The following is a 16,865-nucleotide window of genomic DNA, read 5'->3' on the forward strand; positions in this document are numbered from 1 at the left end:
CGCCGCGTCAAAGGTGGTACTCGGGGCCGGGCTCGCGGCTCATCAGGTCCTTGACCGCCTCCAGCGGCGGCAGCCCCTCGTACAGCACCCGCTCGACCTGGCGGGTGATCGGCATGGAGACCCCGAGCCCGTCGGCCAGCGCCAGCAGCGGCCGGCAGGAGCGCACCCCCTCGGCCACCTGGCGCTGCTCGGCGAGCACCTGGTCGAGGGTCATGCCGCGGCCGAGCTTCTCGCCGAAGCTCCGGTTCCTCGACAGCGGTGATCCGCAGGTGGCCACCAGATCCCCGAGACCGGCCAGCCCGGCGAACGTCATCGGGTCCGCGCCGAGCGCCGTGCCGAGCCGCGCGGTCTCGGCGAGCCCGCGGGTGATCAGCGAGGCCAGGCTGTTGGTGCCGAAGCCCATGCCCTCCAGCATCCCGGCGGCGAGCGCGATCACGTTCTTCACCGCCCCGCCGAGCTCGCAGCCCAGGACGTCCGCGTTCGTGTAGGGCCGTAGGTACGGCGTCCAGCAGGCGGCCTGGACGGCGTGCGCCGTGGCCGCGGACGCACTGGCCACCACGGTGGCCGCGGGGTGCTCGACGGCGATCTCGCGGGCCAGGTTCGGGCCACTCACCACCGCGATGCGCTCCGGGCCGACCCCGGCTGCCTGCGCGATCACCTCGCTCATCCGCCGGCTGCTCCCGGCCTCCATGCCCTTCATCAGGCTCACGTAGACGGCGCCGGGCCCCACCAGTGGCGCCCACTCGACGAGGCAGGAGCGCAGCGCCTGCGACGGGACGGCGAGCACCACCAGGTCGGCCTCGCGCAGTGCCCGCTCCGGGCTCGAGGTGGCGCGGACCAGGTCCGGCAGGCGGACGTCCGCCAGGTAGCGAGGGTTGACGTGCCGGCCGTTGATCGCGTCCGCGATCGCCCGGTCTCGGGCGAACAGCGTGACGCGCGCGCCCGCGTCGGCCAGCACCTTGGCGAAGACCGTCCCCCAGGAGCCGGCGGTGAGGACCGCCGCGCGCCTCACCGCGCGCTCCCGGCCCGCGGCGCGTCCGGGTCGGGCGGGCGGGCCCCGGGCGACGCCGCCGCCTCCGGCTGACAGGGAATCTCCGGACCCGGTTCCGCGGAACCGGCCGGCGGCACAGGATCAGCCGGCACCGCGGAACCGGCCGGCGGCGGCGCCGGCTCGCCCCGGACCAGCTCCACCACCGCGGTGAGATCGGCCATCACCACGTCGGTCACCGCACGCAGCAGCCACGCACCGGACGGGTCAGCCACACCGGACGGGTCGGTCGGCGCACCGGACCGGGCGGCGAAACGGCTCAGGTCGACGGGCCGGCCCGCGTGGACGCGGATCTCCGGGCGGGCGAACAGGTGCGGCCGCCGGTCGCGCCCCCAGATGCGCTGCGCGCCCCACTGGGCCACCGGGATCACCGGCGCGCCCGTCGCGAGAGCGAGCCGGGCCACGCCCGTGCGGGCGCGCATCGGCCAGTAGTCGGGATCGGTGGTGATGCCGCCCTCCGGGTAGATGACCAGCGCGCGCCCCGCGCGCAGCGCCGCGACCGCGTCACGCAGCGCGCCGCCCGCGCTGGGATCCCGGCGGTAGACCGGGATCTGCCCGGCGCCCGCCAGCACACGCCGCAGGATCGGAACCTCCCACAGGTCGCTCTTCGCCATGAACCGGGGACTGCGCCCGGCGGCGTACACATAGTGCGCGAGCAGGGGCGGGTCCACCGTCGAGAGATGGTTGGCGACCAGGATGACGCCCCCCGACGCGGGGATGTTCCCCTGCCCCGACCAGCGCCGGCGGGTCAGCAGGCAGGACAGCGGACGGATGACGGCCGCGGCGAGCGCGATCCAGAACCCGCCCCGCCATGGTCGTCCCATGAGTGGGCAGTCTTGCTCAGCGCCGGGAAGACTGTCGAGTTCGTGCCATGACGGGAGGACCCGGGCACCGCCGGCGGGCCCGTCGCCCGGCGCCTCGCGGGCGGATGCCGGACGCCGCGGGGACCGCCCGCGGCGGGTCGGATGTCCTATCGTCGGCGCTGTGCTGACCACCGAGACCGCCCCGCCCTGGGTCGTCCTGGTCCCGCTGAAGCCGCTGACCGCCGCGAAGTCCCGGCTCGACCGGCCGGACCGCGGCGCGCTCGCGCTGGCCATGGCTCTGGACACCGCGAGGGCGGTGCTCGACGCCGGCGAGGGCGTCGTGGGCCTCGTCGTCGTCACAGACGACCCCCGCGCGCGGCGCGCCCTCACCGAGCTCGCGCGGGACCGGTCCGAGATCCCGGCCGGCACTGACAGCACAGGGAGCGGCAGCGCGGGTGGCGTGGGCGGCACGACCGGTGTGGGCGGCATGTACGGCCTCACGCGGACGGGCCGGCTGCTGGTGGCCGCGGACGAGCCGAACCGGGGGCTCAACCCGGCGCTCGCGCACGGCGCCGCGCTCGCCCGCCGGATACACCCGGGATGCGCCGTCGCCGCGGTCTCCGCCGACCTCCCCGCGCTGCGCCCGGCCGAGCTGCGACGGGCGCTGGCGGCCGCGCCGCCGTCCGGTAGGGGCGTGCTCGCGGACGCGGTCGGCACCGGCACGGTGCTACTCAGCGCCGCTCCCGGTGCCTCGCTGTGTCCCTCGTTCGGCCCCGGCAGCTTCGAGGCGCACCTCGATTCGGGGGCCGTCGACCTCACCGCCCTGCTCGCCGACACGGTTCCCGGACTGCGCCGGGACGTCGACACCGTCGCCGATCTCAACACGGCCCGCGCCCTCGGGCTGGGCCCGGCCACCGCCCGAGCGCTCGCGGCCGACCCGTCCCCGCGCACCGCTGCGTGAACCGGCCCCGTTGGGCCCGCACCGCCCGCGCGGGGGGTGCGGGGGACGGCCTCGGCGCGGTGACCGTCGTCAGCCTGGCGCACGTGCACGACCCGGCGACGACGCCGGTGTTCCCCGGCGATCCCGAGTTCACCCTGACCACCGCGGCGACCATCGAGCGGGACGGCTACTACCTCCAGCTGGTGCGCCGCGGCGAGCACACCGGCACCCACTGGGGCGCGCCCGGCCACTTCGACCCCGCGGGGGCGCTCGCCGACGCGCTGCACCCGGCGGACCTGTTCCTGCCCGCGGTGCGGATCGACGTCCGCGCCGCGGCGGCCGAGAATCCCGACTACCAGGTGAGCCTGGCGGACCTGGCGGCGTTCGAGCGCCGGCACGGGCGCATCCCCGCCGGTGCCGCCGTGATCGCGTGGACGGGATGGGACCGCCGCTGGGGCACGCCCGCCTACCCGAACCTGGACGGGCACGGAGGCATCCATCAGCCCGGCTTCGGGCTGGCCGCCGTGCGCTGGCTGATCGAGACCGGCCGGCTCGGGCGGCGGGGTGCCCTGGGGTCGGACACCTTCGGCCCCGACCCGGGCTCGGACGACACGTACGCGGTCTCCAGGGCGCTCTACCGCGAGCACCGCGTCTCCCTGGAGAACCTGGCGCACCTCGAGGCGCTCCCGCCCATCGGGGCCTGGGTGCTGGCGGGTGGCGCCGTCAACCGCGCCGGCTCCGGCTCGGCCGCCACCGTGTTCGGGCTCATCCCGCCCCACCGCCAGGGCACGCGGCGCCGCTGGACCGGGCCTCACCACTTCTGGGACCCACCTTCCTCCCCGCCGGAGCCATAGCCGTCCTCGCCGTCACCGGGACCACCGCCGGGACCGCCGCCGATGGGCGGCAGACCCGACAGCGGCCCGGGCCGCGCGAAGAGAAAACCCTGGCCGAGCTCGCAGCCGAGACGGTCCAGCTCCACCAGCTGCGACTCCCGCTCGATGCCCTCGGCGACCACGACCGCCCCGAGCGCGTGGGCGACGTCGATCATCGAGCGACGCAGGTTCGAGACCCGGCTGCCGTCCATCGGGGACTCGATGAGCGTGCGGTCCAGCTTGACGACGTCCACCGGCAGCCGGTGCAGGACGGCCAGGCTCGTGTTGCCCGCGCCGACGTCGTCCAGCGCGATCGCCACCCCCAGGTCCCGCACGCCCGAGAGCACGTCGGCCGCGGCGGAGAGGTCCGCGATCCGGCTGGTCTCGGTGACCTCCACGACGAGCCGGCGGGGGTCGAGCCGGCTCGCGGCGAGCACCCGGGCGACGCTGTCGCGCAGCCTGGTGTCGGTGATCCGGCTCGCCGAGACGTTCACGTGCAGCCGCAGCCGCGAGCCGGCCGGGTAGGCCAGCGCGACCTCGGTGCACGCCCGGGTGAGCACCAGGTCGTCGAGCAGGCCGACCATCCCCCCGTTCTCGGCGGCGGCGACGAACGTGCCGGGCGGGACGGGCCCGCGCCCGGGGTCGGTCCAGCGGGCGAGGGCCTCGAGCGCCACCGGGTGCCCGTCCCGCAGCCGCACGATCGGCTGGTAGTGGACGTCGAAGCCCGCCGAGCGCCCGCCGCGGCGCAGCGCCGTGGCCAGCGCGTCGGCCAGGTGCGCGCCAGCCTCCGGCGAGGCCATCCCCGGCCGGTAGGTCACCAGCCGGTTCTTGCCCGAGCACTTGGCCACGTGGACGGCCGTCTCGGCGTGCCGAAGCAGCGACTCCCCGGTCTCGTGGGTGCGGCGGGCGACGGCGAGCCCGACACTGGCGCGGATCGAGCGCGGCCGCCCGCCGACCGCCATCGGGTGGCGCAGCGCGGCCAGCACCCGCTCCCCGACCACCTCGGGCGACTCGTCGCCGCCGGCCAGCAGTACCGCGAACTCGTCCGCGCCGACCCGGGCGACCAGGTCGGTGGTGCGCACGCAGTGCCGCAGCCGCTGCGCGACGGTGCGCAGCAGATGGTCACCGGCCGCCGGGCCGAGGCTGTCGTTGAGGGCGCTGAAGTCGTCAAGATCGCAGTACAGGATGGCGATGCCGCCACCGGACCGGTCGTCGCCGGAGCGCCAGCGGTCGGTCAGGGCGCCGCGCAGCCGGTGCTGGAACAGCGCGCGGTTCGCCAGCTCGGTGAGCGGGTCGTGGAAGACCCGGTGGTGGATCTCCCGTTCGGCGGCGTGGACCCGCTGGGCGAGCCGCCGGCCCGCGCGGGCCGCCACCAGGCGGTCGGCCACCATCCCGGCGACTACCACCGCGGCCAGCCCGATCTCGACGCCGTCGAGGCGGTGGCCGCCGGCGAGGCCGGCCAGCACCGTCGCCGTCGCGCAGCCGGCGACCAGCGTGGGCACCAGGAGAAAGCCCCAGCGCTCGGACCCGTCGCCGGCGTCGCCCGCGTCGGCGCCGCCGGCTCCGCGACCGCCGCCGGCCCCGCGAACGCCCCCGGCCGCCCGTCCACCGCCAGCCGCCCGTCCACCGCCTGCCCCGCGAACACCGCCGGTGCCGGCGCGTGTCGACACGGCGTGTCCGTACCCGACGGCATGGCCGAACCGCGCGGCGTGACCGAAGTCCATGGCGTGCGCATGCCCCGCGGCGTGCTCTGGACCCGCGGCGTGCGCGGCCGCCGGGAGTACGAAGCCCGCCGTCCCGATCCGGGCGCCGCCGGCCGCACGCAGCACGGCCAGCAGAACGAACGCGCAGCCGGCGATCGGCACGACCCCGACCACCGCCGGGAAGGCGGCGGCGTCGGTCGGCCCGCGAAGCCATGAGGTCGAGGCGACGATCAGGAACAGGCCCACGGCGGCCGCGAGGATCCGGACCCGGTCCGGAGGCCGCCGGAACGCCGTGGCGTGCAGCGCGGCGACGACGAGCAGCACCGCCCCGGCGGGATAGACGGCCGCCACGGCACGGCTCCACCCGTCCGTGCCGGCGGCGGCGAGCGCGGGGCGCACCCCGAGCCCCCAGCCGACGAGAATCACCGAGCAGGCAAGCAGCAGCCGGTCCACCAGGCCCGCGACGCCGTCACCGGTGCGCTCCGCCCGCGACCGGCGGACCCGGTCGGAACCACCGAAGCCACCGGAACCGCCGAAGCCACCTGAGGTCCCCGGCCCGCCCGCGATCGGCACACCCGCCGGCAGGGGCGGCAGATCCGGCTGGTTCACCGGCCGGCGCGCCCGCGCGGTCGGGGTCGCGGCGAGCGCCGCGAGTGCCAGGACGGGCATCGCCAGGTAGCCGACGTCCGCCAGGGACGGCCGGCGGGGCCGCTGGCCGTCACGCCCGTCGGCGACCCACGCCGACTGGCTGGCCGTCCACGCCACCAGCGCCGCGGCGACCCAGATCAGCCATCTGCCGTGGGCCCGTCCGAGCCGGCGGCCTGTCCACACGCAGCCGGCGGCCGCGGTGAGACCCGCCGCGATCCCGACGCCGTCGAGCAGTAGAGGCACGCCCACCCTCCTCCCCCTGTGGTCCGGTGGTCCGCCCCACCGGCACCTGGGCCGGTTCTCTGCGCACCGACGTCCGTGGGGTCAGCCGGCGGCGACCGAGGGTTATGACGGCTTTCGCGGATGACGGTGCGTCGCGGATGACGGTGCGTCGCGGGTGACCAGGACCCGCTGGGCCTGATCACTCGCGAGGGGTCACTGACCGCGGCGCAGGCCGCGGCACGCTCGTCGGGAACTCCCGCGAACCAGGACAGCTCGTGCGTGTTCGATCAATCGACGCCGAGAGACCAGCTCGTCGGAGAGCCCCTCGGGTCACCGTATCTTGTGATCAGGCAAACACAAAGAGTGTCCACCTGTGGTGCGCGCGGCGCGTCGGGCACCCTATGGCGTCAGACGAGACGTCGCGGACGGCCAAACCGGACGAGCGCCGGTTCGCCGCGACACCGGCATCGGCGCCGGCAGTCGCGCCGGCGCCGACCGGGCCGGCGACAGTGGTAGTGCGGGTCGGCCGGTCGGTCGGTGTGGCGGCGGCGGGGCGGGCTGGTCCTGAGTCGGAAGTAGCTCGGCCCTCTAGACGACGTCGACCCGCGCGGTGGCGACCAGGACGCCGCGGCCCGCGCCGACGTAGCGACCCGAGGTCGGTGCGACGTCCTGGTAGTCGCGACCGACCGCCACCGTGACGTACCGCAGGTCGGCGAGCCGGTCGTGGCAGGGGTCGAAGGCCACCGCGGCCGCGCCGACACCGCCGGGGGTGGACGCCTCGGCCGGCCCCGGATCGACCGCCCCCGCCCCGAGCGCGTCAGCCCCGCCGACGGGCGAGGCCCCGCCCACGGGCGGAGCGAGGGCCGCGGGCACCAGCACCTCCACCCAGGCATGCGAGGCGCCCTCACCCAGCATGTGCCCCTGCGCGTACCGGGCGGGGATACCGGCCGCGCGGCACATCGCGATCATCACGTGGGCCTGGTCCTGGCAGACGCCGCGCCCGCCGGCGAGCGCCTGGGCGGCGGTCGTCCCGACGTCGGTGCTGCCCGAGACGTAGGCGATGCGCTCGTGGACCCATCCGCACACCCGGCGGGCCGCGGCGACCGGGTCGGGCCCGGCCATCGAGCGCGCCGCGTCGATCATCGCCGGGGTGGGGGCGGTGAGAGCGGTGGCGGTCAGCAGGCGCCGGCTGCTCAGCGCGGACGCCGGCAGCGTCGGCCACCCGGCCCGGGCGATCCGCTCGACGACGACGGTGACATCGAAGTCCAGCGTCGGCGGCACGACGTCGATCCGGATGTTGGCGATCTGAAGGCCGTCCGGCCCGCGCTGCCAGGTCGTGCGCGCCTCCGGGGCGGAGACCCGCAGGTCGACGGACCGGCGGAACTGGCCGCCGTGCCGCGGCGGGGGCACCGCGACAAGCCGGTGGTCGAGGTTCGTCGCGCTGCCGTCGTAGGTGTACCGGAACCGCTGACTCACCCGGTAGGTGACCCGCTGCGCGCCCGCGATGTCGGGCACGGCAGACGCCGGCCCGGCGGGCGTGAGCCGGCCACCGGGTGTCCCAGGAGTCTCCACCACGCCACCGATCGTCACTCTGGCCTGTTTCCCGTCCGTTAACAAATGCCACATCGCGGCACGACTGTCACCGAACGGAAGCGGCACAGGACATCTCAGCAGCCCGGACGGCACAACCAATCCTCATGATTACCTCACATCGTCATACTTCGAGGCTGCCGCGTTCACTCAAGCCTGGCAGCATGGACAAGCATGAGCGAGCTGGTGGCGACCCGTACGGATCAGCCGCAGCGGAAGGCCCGAAGCGCGCTGCTGGAGCCCCTGGAGGCGCCCCGCACGCCGACCCCTTCGGACCTCCCGCCGGACCGCTACATCAACCGCGAGAAGTCCTGGCTTGATTTCAACAGCCGTGTCCTCGCACTCGCCGAGGACGTCTCGACCCCATTGCTGGAACGGGCGAAGTTCCTGGCCATCTTCGCGAGCAATCTCGACGAGTTCTACATGGTCCGGGTGGCCGGCCTGATGCGCCGGCACGCCACGAGGCTGGCCGTCCGCTCGGCCGACGGGCTGACCGCCCGCGAGCAGCTCGACCTGATCAGCCGCACCACCGCCGAGCTCACCGCCCGCCACTCGCGCTGCTTCACCGACGAGGTGGCGCCCTCGCTCGCGCACGCGGGGATCACGGTCAAGCTGTGGCAGGAGCTCGGCGACCCGCAGCGGGAGCGGCTGCGGGACTACTTCCACGAGCAGATCTTCCCGGTGCTCACCCCGCTGGCGGTCGACCCGGCGCACCCGTTCCCCTACATCAGCGGCCTGTCGCTGAACCTGGCCGTGGCGGTGCGCGAGCCCGGCGGCGACGCGCAGCGCTTCGCGCGGGTCAAGGTGCCGCAGAACGTCCCGCGGCTGATCCGGGTGGACGTCGACGAGCCGGCCGGGGACCGGGCCGGCACGGAGGCCGCCCCCCGGCACGCCCAGGACGACACCACCGCGTGCTTCGTCCCGCTCGAGGAGGTCATCGCCGCCCATCTCGGGCAGCTCTTCCCCGGGATGGAGGTCGCCGACTCGCACCTGTTCCGGGTCACCCGCAACGCCGACCTGGAGGTCGAGGAGGACGAGGCGGAGGACCTGCTCCAGGCGCTGGAGCGCGAGCTGGCCCGGCGCCGGTTCGGCCCGGCGGTCCGCCTCGAGGTCGACGACGACATCGACGACGACCTGCTCAGCCTGCTGATGCGCGAGCTGGAGATCAGCGACCGCGAGGTCCACCGGGTCCGTGGCCCGCTCGACATGTCGGTGCTCTGGGCCCTCTACGACCTCGACCGGCCGGAGCTGAAGGACCCGCCGCGGGTGCCGATCACGCATCCGCGGCTGCTCACCGACGAGGGCGAGCCGCCGGACTTCTTCGGCGTGCTGCGCGAGGTGGACGTCCTCGTCCACCACCCGTACGACTCGTTCACGACCTCGGTGCAGCGGTTCATCGAGCAGGCCGCGGCCGACCCGAACGTCCTGGCGATCAAGCAGACGCTCTACCGGACCTCCGGCGACTCACCGATCGTCGACGCGCTCGTCGCGGCCGCCGAGGCCGGCAAGCAGGTCGTCGTCCTGGTGGAGATCAAGGCCAGGTTCGACGAGAGCGCGAACATCCGCTGGGCGCGCGAGCTGGAGCGGGCGGGCTGCCACGTCGTCTACGGGCTGATCGGACTCAAGACGCACTGCAAGATCTGTCTGGTGGTGCGCCAGGAGCGCGGCGGGCTACGCCGCTACTGCCACGTCGGCACCGGCAACTACAACCCCAAGACCGCGCGCCTCTACGAGGACCTGGGCCTGCTCACCGCCGACCCGGACGTCGGCGCCGACCTGACCGACCTGTTCAACGTGCTGACCGGCTACAGCCGGCAGACCGAGTACCGCTCGCTGCTGGTCGCCCCGCAGCACATGCGGGACGGCATCATCCAGCGGATCGAGGCCGAGGCCGCGGCCGCCCGGGAGGGCCGCGAGTGCGGCATCCGGGTCAAGGTCAACAGCCTGGTGGACGAGAAGATCATCGACGCGCTCTACCGGGCGTCCCGCGACGGGGTGCCGGTGCACTGCCTGGTGCGCGGCATCTGCGCGCTGCGGCCGGGGGTGCCGGGGCTGTCCGAGACGGTGCACGTCCGGTCGATCCTCGGGCGGTTCCTGGAGCACAGCCGGGTGCTGGAGTTCGCCTCGGTCGGCGAGTTCTGGATCGGCAGCGCCGACATGATGCACCGCAACCTGGACCGCCGGATCGAGGCGCTGGTGCGGGTCCCGCACACCGAGCGGCAGGCCACGGTCCGGGGGATGCTCGACCACGCCTTCTCCGACCAGGTGGAGGCCTGGACCCTGGCCGCTGACGGCCGCTGGGAGCGCCAGACGACCTCGGCGGACGACGAGCGCCTCTCGGACTACCAGGCCGACCTGATGGCGCAGGCGTACGAGCGCGGGCGCCGCTAGCTGGCAGGGCAGACGGGCGGCGGCGGGCTCTGCGTCCGCCGCGGCCGCGCTCCGGAGCGTCGTGGGTGTCCACGCTCGCTCCGGAGCGCGGCCGCGTGAGGGCACGGCCGTCAGCCGCTCAGTCGCTGCTGGCCGAGACGCTGGCCTTGAACTCCGAGCCGGGACGGAACTTCGGCACCACGGACGCGGCGACGTGGACGGGCTCGCCGGTCGCGGGGTTGCGGCCCGTGCGCGCGGCGCGCTCCACCCGCTCGAACACACCGAACCCGGTGATCGTGACCTTCTCGCCGCCGGCCACGGCCTCCTGGATCGCGTCGAACACCGCGTCGACCGCCTTGGTGGCGTTCGACCGCCCACCCTCGATCTGCTGGGCGATGCGGTCAACCAACTGGGACTTGTTCACAACAACCTCCGGACGCCCCCGCACGGTGCGGGGTGGGGAGCAGATCGGGCATCACACTGCGCTGCACCGTAGGCATCTCCACTGTCGAGGGCAATTCCCATGAGCGTGTCGCGTCACACAAACCCGCACGTCAGCGGGTTCGCGTCGGGTGGCTACAGGTTGCGCGCTGTCCTACGAGCCCGCCGCATCCTGCAACTTGGTCACCTTCAGTAACTTTTGGCGGGGGCGAATTCAAGCCGAAAGTCACGAATTGGTAGCCGGCAGACGCCAGCCGGAGAAGGTCCTCACAGCAACACACCATGGAACTACCCCATGCGGATGTGAGATCACCCTCAGCGTTGCGACGAACACCGGGCGGCAGGCCGGCCGGCGGCGCGCGGACCACCCACCACCTGGGGCGCCGCAAGGGGTTGGAACGTGATCAACGCAACATCCGCGAGGGCGGCCCGGGAGCCCGTCAGTGGGCCGGAAATCCCCGGGCCGAGCGGGGACGTCCCCGCTCGGCCCGGGGAAAATCCTCAGGTGACGCGGGAGGCTCAGGCCGTGGTCGGGAGCCACCCGGGCCGGCTGGCCTCGAACACGGTGATGTCCTGCTCGTGGCGCAGCGTCAGGCCGACGTCGTCCAGGCCCTCCATCAGCCGCCAGCGGGTGAAGTCGTCGAGCTCGAAGCCGGCGACCTGACCGGCGCCGCGGACCTCCCGGGCCACCAGGTCGACGGTGATCTCCGTGGTCGGGTCGGCCTCCACCGCTGCGGTCAGCGCCTCGACCGTGTCGGCCGGCAGCACCACCGGGAGCAGGCCGTTACCCAGCGCGTTGCCGCGGAAGATGTCGGCGAAGCGGGGCGAGAGCACCGCGCGGAAGCCGTAGTCCTGCAGCGCCCAGACCGCGTGCTCACGCGACGAGCCGGTGCCGAAGTCCGGGCCGGCGAGCAGGATCGACGCACCGGCGTGGGCGGGGTCGTTCAGCACGAACGACGGGTCCGCCCGCCATTCGGAGAACAGCCCGGCACCGAAGCCCGTCCGCTCGATGCGCTTGAGCCATTCGCTCGGGATGATCTGGTCGGTGTCGACGTCGCTGCGCCGCAGCGGCACCGCCCGACCGGTGTGGATGGTGAACGCCTCCATGACGGCACGTTCCCTTCGAGTCCGTTCGGAAGTTTCGGAAGTCTGGGAGTCCGGTGGCCCGGGGTCCGGGAGCCCGGAGTTCGACCGGGCCGGGGCGCCCTACAGGTCGGCGGGCGCCGTGAGGCGGCCGGTCACCGCGGTGGCGGCGGCGACCGCCGGCGAGACGAGGTGGGTCCGCCCGCCGGGGCCCTGCCGGCCCTCGAAGTTGCGGTTGGACGTCGACGCGCTGCGCTCCCCCGGCCGCAGGGTGTCCGGGTTCATGCCCAGGCACATCGAGCAGCCGGCGCTGCGCCAGTCGGCGCCCGCGGCGCGGAACACCTCGTCGAGGCCCTCCGCCTCCGCCTCGGCCTTGACCGCCATCGAGCCGGGGACGACCAGGACCCGAAGGCCGTCCGCCACCTGGCGCCCGCGCAGCACGTCGGCGGCGGCACGCAGGTCGGAGATCCGGCCGTTGGTGCAGGATCCGATGAAGACGGTGTCGACGGCGACGTCGGACAGCGGGGTGCCCGGCACGAGGTCCATGTAGGCCAGGGCGCGTTCCACCGAGCCGCGCGCGGCCGGGTCGGCGTAGGCGGCCGGGTCGGGCACGGGCGAGCTCAGCGGCGCAGCCTGGCCCGGGTTGGTCCCCCAGGTGACGTACGGGCTCAGGCTGGGCCCGTCGATGACGACCTCGTGGTCGAACGTGGCGTCGGGGTCGGTGGCCAGGGTGCGCCAGTACTCGACCGCGGCGTCCCAGTCGGCCCCGGTCGGGGCGTTCGGACGTCCCTTGAGGTACTCGAACGTGGTCTCGTCCGGGGCGATCATCCCGGCGCGCGCGCCCGCCTCGATCGACATGTTGCAGACCGTCATCCGGCCCTCCATGGACAGCCCACGGATGGCCTCGCCGCGGTACTCGAGGACGTAGCCGGCGCCGCCACCCGTGCCGATCCGGGCGATCACGGCGAGGATCAGGTCCTTCGCGGTGACGCCGGCGGGCAGCTCGCCCTGGACGGTGACCGCCATCGTCTTCGGGCGGCGCTGCGGCAGCGTCTGGGTGGCCAGCACGTGCTCGACCTGGCTGGTGCCGATGCCGAAGGCGAGCGCCCCGAAGGCGCCGTGCGTCGAGGTGTGGCTGTCGCCGCAGACGATCGTCATCCCCGGCTCGGACAGGCCGAGCTGCGGGCCGACCACGTGGACGATGCCCTGGCCCGGGTCGTTCATCGGGAACAGGCGGACCCCGAACTCGGCGCAGTTCTTGCGCAGCGCGTCGACCTGCGCCCGCGAGACCGGGTCGGCGATCGGCAGCAGCGTGTCGGTCGTCGGGACGTTGTGGTCCTCGGTCGCCAGCGTCAGGTCGGGACGGCGGACCGGGCGCCCGGCGAGCCGCAGCGCCTCGAACGCCTGCGGCGAGGTGACCTCGTGGACGAGGTGCAGATCGATGTAGAGCAGGTCGGGCTCTCCGTCCGCGCGGCGGACGACGTGTGCGTCCCAGACCTTCTCCGCGAGTGTGCGACCCATTGGCCCCACTCCCTCTCTCGCGTGGGCGGGCCCACGCTGCTCGGACTTCGCTGTCATGACGGGACCGCGCGCCCCATGGCCGTGCCGTGCCTTCCACGGGGCATGCGTCTCGCGGTCACCGTCTCGCGGTCGTGCATCTCAGAGAATGAGATGGCAATATCAGACTATGGAACATAGTAGCGGCGTCGGCGTGCTGGACAAGGCCGCCCTGGTCCTGAGCGCCGTTGAGCACGGGCCGGCCGGGCTCGCCGACCTGGTCGTTCGCACCGGCCTGACCAGAGCGACGGCCCACCGGCTCGCCCTGGCTCTGGAGACCCACCGCCTGCTCACCCGCGACTCCGACGGCCGGTTCGTGCCCGGCCCACGACTGGCCGCCGGCGGCCCGACCCCCCTGCCCTGGGAGATGATCGACGCGGCCGGCCGGGTGCTCACCGCCCTGTGCGAGGCCACCGGCGAGAGCACTCAGCTCTACGTCCGGCGCGGACCGGTCCGGGTCTGCGTCGCCGCCTCCGAGCGGTCCACCGGGCTGCGCGACACCGTGCCCGTCGGCGCGGCCCTGCCGATGACCGCGGGCTCCGGCGCGCAGGTCCTGCTCGCCTTCGACGACGCGGCCGAGCCCGAACTGCTGGCGCGCGCGGCGTTCGCGGCGGACGTCCTGCCGAAGGTGCGCCGGCGTGGCTGGGCGGAGAGCCTCGGCGAGCGCGAGCCGGGCCTGGCCTCGGTGTCGGCCCCGGTGTACGGCGCGTCCGGCGTGGTCGCCGCGCTGTCGCTGTCCGGCCCGGTCGAACGGCTGACCCGGTCGCCGGGACGGCGGCACGGTACCGCGGTGGTCGCCGCGGCCCGGGAGCTGTCCAGCCCGCAGGCTCCGACGGGTGCCGACCGAATCCCCACACCCGAAACGGGAATCGTGTCTCAGATCACGACGAATGCGCCAAGAACCCCACCGGGCACAGCGAAAACCACCGCCGCTCCACCGTGAAAGCCGATATTCGATGTCCGGAAACACAATGCTCCCGCACCAGCCGGCCCCGCCGGCACCCCGACGCACCCGGAGAGAGCCCGGCATCGTAGCCTCTGGTGTTGTCAACAGAGCAGGATCGACGTACTGAGCAGTTTCTGCGCACAAGCAGTGATGGCGCAGTCCGGTCAGCCCGCCAGCCCGTGGGATGCCGACCGGACAGGGGGGCGTCCGTCGCTGTGCGTCGATCCGGTGGCCCGGTCGGACTTTACGTCAACGGGCTCTCGCCACTGGTAGGCGAGAGGGTTCACCGGAGTCCTCAGGCTTCCGCAGCCCCCGCCGCGGCAGCGTCACAGGCTCGCGCCGTCCGCTCCCGGACGGCACACAAAGGGGGAAAGGCGCAGTGCGCAAACTGGGTGCACGGTACGTCCTGCACGAATTGCTCGGGCAGGGAACGGCCGGCCAGGTCTGGCGCGGGGCCCATGTCCCCGACGGAGAGCCCGTCGCCATCAAGGTACTTCGGCCGGAGCTCGCTCATGACCCCGAGATCGTCGACCGGTTCCTGCGCGAGTGGGACCTGCTCGTCGAGCTCGACAGCCCTGACCTGGTGCGGGTTCGTGACCTGATCAGAGAGCCCGACACGCCCCTGGCGATCGTGATGGACCTCGTCGAGGGCATCGACCTCCGGGCACACCTCGACCAGAGCGGGCCACGACCGGTGACCGAGGCGGTCAACCTCGTCGTCGGGCTCCTCTGGGCGCTGGACAGCGTGCACGCGGCCGGGATCATCCACCGCGACGTCAAGCCCGAGAACGTCCTCATCGACACCTCGGACCCGCGCCGCCCCTACGTCCGGCTGACCGACTTCGGCGTGGCGCGGATGGTGCACACCCCCACCCGCGCCTCGCTGACCGGCCCGATCGGCACCCCGCTCTACATGGCGCCGGAGCTGACGACCGACGCCCCTCCGACGCCGGCCGTCGACATCTACGCCGCCGGGATCGTGCTCTACGAGCTCATCGCCGGCAGCCCGCCTTTCGACGAGGCGCACCCGGCCGACATGGTGCGGGCGCACCGCGAGGACCAGCCACTGCCCATCCAGGGCGTCCCGCCGGCCCTGTGGGACGTCCTGTCGTCGATGCTCGCGAAGTCGCCGCGCCAGCGGCCCGCCTCCGCCGCGGACGCCGCGGAGGACCTGATCGAGGCGCTCGAGAACGACCGCGACCGCGACGACCCGGACTTCGACTCCGACGACCAGCTGGACCTCGACAACCGCCGTCCCGACAACCGGGACCGCGAGTTCGACGACCGGTCCGCGGGTCGGCGTGGGCGCGACTCCGGCACCGGCCGCGGCGCCGTCCCCGAACCTCGCCGCGACGCGCCCGGGAAACGGGAAGCGGCCTTCGACGCGGCGCAGACCCGGATCGGCTCGGCCGCCGACTGGGCGGAGGACGAGCGCGGCCGCCAGCCGGCCGCGGCGGGGCGCCGCCTCGCCGGCGCCGGCGCCGCGGTCGCGGCGACCAGCGTCACGGGTGCGGGTGGCCCGGCCGGCGACTGGAACGACGCCGAGCACACCCAGATCGCCGGGATGCCACCCGTCCGGCCGGACTGGAACGACGCCGAGCACACCCAGATCGCCGGGATGCCACCCGTCCGCGCCGACTGGAGCGACGACGACACCGGTGGCCGGCCGGCGGTCCGCGTCCCGGCCCGCTCCACGGGCTCCGCGTCCGACCGCAACACGGTGATCTCCGCGATCCCGGCGAACAAGCAGCCGGCCCCGGGCAGCTCGGGCTCGTCGGGCGGACCGGGCGGACCAGGCGGGCGTTCTGCCGGCGACCGCCGCCGCCGCAGCCGCATCGCGGCCGGAGCCGGCCTGGTCGTCGCGCTGGTCGCCGGCGCCGGTGGTTGGGCCCTGGCCGCGGCCGGTGACAGCGAGAGCGCGCTCACCGCGGACGGCGGCGGACAGGTGATCACCGACCCGTCGGTGACGGCGACGCTGCCCGGCGGGGCCCCGATGCCCCCTGGAATGGACCCGGCTGCGATCCCCACCAGCACCGCCGCGGGCGCGAGCCCCCGCGCGGGCACCTCCCCGCGCCCCGGCGAGAGCGCCACGCCCGGGGCCACGCCCACCCAGCCCGGCCAGACCTCGGCCCCGCCCGCCAGCGCCTCGGCCACACCTACACCGAAGGACGGCACCGTCCCCAACGTGGTGGGTCAGAGCCAGGCAGCGGCGACGAACACCCTGTCGGGCAAGGGGTTCACCAACGTGGCGACCAACGAGGTCTGCCAGAAGGGCAAGAACGGCGGCACCGTGATCGACCAGGCCCCGAACGCGGGCAGCGTCGTCCCGGTCACCACCAAGGTGACACTCACAGTGCAGGCGACGAACTGCGTCGAGGTGCCCGCCGTGGCCGGCCAGGCCCTCGCCGCCGCCCGCAACACCCTGGTCGGCGCCGGCCTGGGTGTCCTGGACGGCAACGGCGGCTGCCAGTACGGCGCCGGGCCCAACGCCGCACGCACGACCCCCGGCGCCGGCACCATGATGCACAAGGGCGACAGCGTCTGGCTGGAGCCGACCTGCAAGGACGCCCCCGCGCCCCCGCCCACGACCGCCCCGCCCGCGAGCCAGGCGCCGGCCAAGTAACGCGATCCTCCTTTCGCTC

At 74.3% G+C, this 16,865-nt stretch carries 12 protein-coding genes; 5 read left to right on the forward strand and 7 right to left on the reverse strand.

Annotation, left to right across the window (positions count from 1 at the left end; translation table 11 throughout):
• Positions 1-7: 7 nt before the first annotated feature.
• Both AC559T_RS31885 and AC559T_RS31890 read right to left on the reverse strand, forming a co-directional pair.
• Positions 8-1,012, reverse strand: a complete 1,005-nt coding sequence (locus AC559T_RS31885; protein WP_071060633.1) for an NAD(P)H-dependent glycerol-3-phosphate dehydrogenase — start codon at positions 1,010-1,012, stop codon at positions 8-10.
• Positions 1,009-1,872 carry a lysophospholipid acyltransferase family protein gene (locus AC559T_RS31890; RefSeq protein ID WP_071060635.1) on the reverse strand — a complete coding sequence of 288 codons (864 nt, stop codon included), beginning with the start codon at positions 1,870-1,872 and terminating at the stop codon, positions 1,009-1,011. Before AC559T_RS31890 ends, AC559T_RS31885 begins: the two co-directional genes overlap by 4 nt.
• A gap of 160 nt (positions 1,873-2,032) precedes the next feature.
• Between AC559T_RS31890 and cofC the strand changes: the two genes are divergently transcribed.
• Positions 2,033-2,812, forward strand: a complete 780-nt coding sequence (gene cofC / locus AC559T_RS31895; protein ID WP_071060637.1) for a 2-phospho-L-lactate guanylyltransferase — start codon at positions 2,033-2,035, stop codon at positions 2,810-2,812.
• On the forward strand, positions 2,809-3,645 hold the full coding sequence (locus AC559T_RS31900) for a cyclase family protein (protein ID WP_498871045.1): 837 nt from the start codon (positions 2,809-2,811) through the stop codon (positions 3,643-3,645). Before cofC ends, AC559T_RS31900 begins: the two co-directional genes overlap by 4 nt.
• Here the strand turns inward: AC559T_RS31900 and AC559T_RS31905 are convergent.
• A complete protein-coding gene (locus AC559T_RS31905; RefSeq protein WP_498871046.1) occupies positions 3,603-6,257 on the reverse strand; it encodes a putative bifunctional diguanylate cyclase/phosphodiesterase in 2,655 nt (884 codons plus the stop codon). The genes AC559T_RS31900 and AC559T_RS31905 overlap by 43 nt on opposite strands.
• Before the next feature lie 567 nt (positions 6,258-6,824).
• Positions 6,825-7,808 (reverse strand): transglutaminase family protein, encoded by a 984-nt coding sequence (locus AC559T_RS31910; RefSeq protein ID WP_498871070.1) that lies wholly within the window; start codon positions 7,806-7,808, stop codon positions 6,825-6,827.
• Positions 7,809-8,000: 192 nt separating this feature from the next.
• Here AC559T_RS31910 and AC559T_RS31915 point away from each other — a divergent pair, with 192 nt between their 5' ends.
• Entirely contained in the window at positions 8,001-10,217 is a 2,217-nt protein-coding gene (locus tag AC559T_RS31915) for an RNA degradosome polyphosphate kinase (RefSeq protein WP_498871047.1), read from the forward strand.
• 118 nt (positions 10,218-10,335) lie between these two features.
• Here AC559T_RS31915 and AC559T_RS31920 read toward each other — a convergent pair whose 3' ends face one another.
• The 3 genes from AC559T_RS31920 to leuC all read right to left on the reverse strand — a co-directional run bounded on the left by AC559T_RS31920 (position 10,336) and on the right by leuC (position 13,241).
• Positions 10,336-10,620, reverse strand: coding sequence for an HU family DNA-binding protein (locus AC559T_RS31920; RefSeq protein WP_006541029.1), 285 nt, complete (start codon positions 10,618-10,620; stop codon positions 10,336-10,338).
• Between the two features lie 536 nt (positions 10,621-11,156).
• Positions 11,157-11,744, reverse strand: a complete 588-nt coding sequence (gene leuD, locus AC559T_RS31925) for a 3-isopropylmalate dehydratase small subunit (protein ID WP_020458749.1) — start codon at positions 11,742-11,744, stop codon at positions 11,157-11,159.
• Positions 11,745-11,843: 99 nt separating this feature from the next.
• Entirely contained in the window at positions 11,844-13,241 is a 1,398-nt protein-coding gene (gene leuC, locus AC559T_RS31930) for a 3-isopropylmalate dehydratase large subunit (protein ID WP_498871048.1), read from the reverse strand.
• 166 nt (positions 13,242-13,407) lie between these two features.
• Here leuC and AC559T_RS31935 point away from each other — a divergent pair, with 166 nt between their 5' ends.
• Together AC559T_RS31935 and AC559T_RS31940 are read left to right on the forward strand one after the other, a co-directional pair.
• Complete coding sequence (locus tag AC559T_RS31935; RefSeq protein ID WP_498871049.1) at positions 13,408-14,220, forward strand: IclR family transcriptional regulator; 813 nt, start codon at positions 13,408-13,410, stop codon at positions 14,218-14,220.
• A gap of 382 nt (positions 14,221-14,602) precedes the next feature.
• Positions 14,603-16,846 (forward strand): serine/threonine-protein kinase, encoded by a 2,244-nt coding sequence (locus AC559T_RS31940; RefSeq protein WP_498871050.1) that lies wholly within the window; start codon positions 14,603-14,605, stop codon positions 16,844-16,846.
• Positions 16,847-16,865: the final 19 nt, after the last annotated feature.

The sequence above is a fragment of the Frankia sp. Hr75.2 genome (genome assembly GCF_949319125.1).
GTDB lineage: Bacteria > Actinomycetota > Actinomycetes > Frankiales > Frankiaceae > Parafrankia > Parafrankia soli.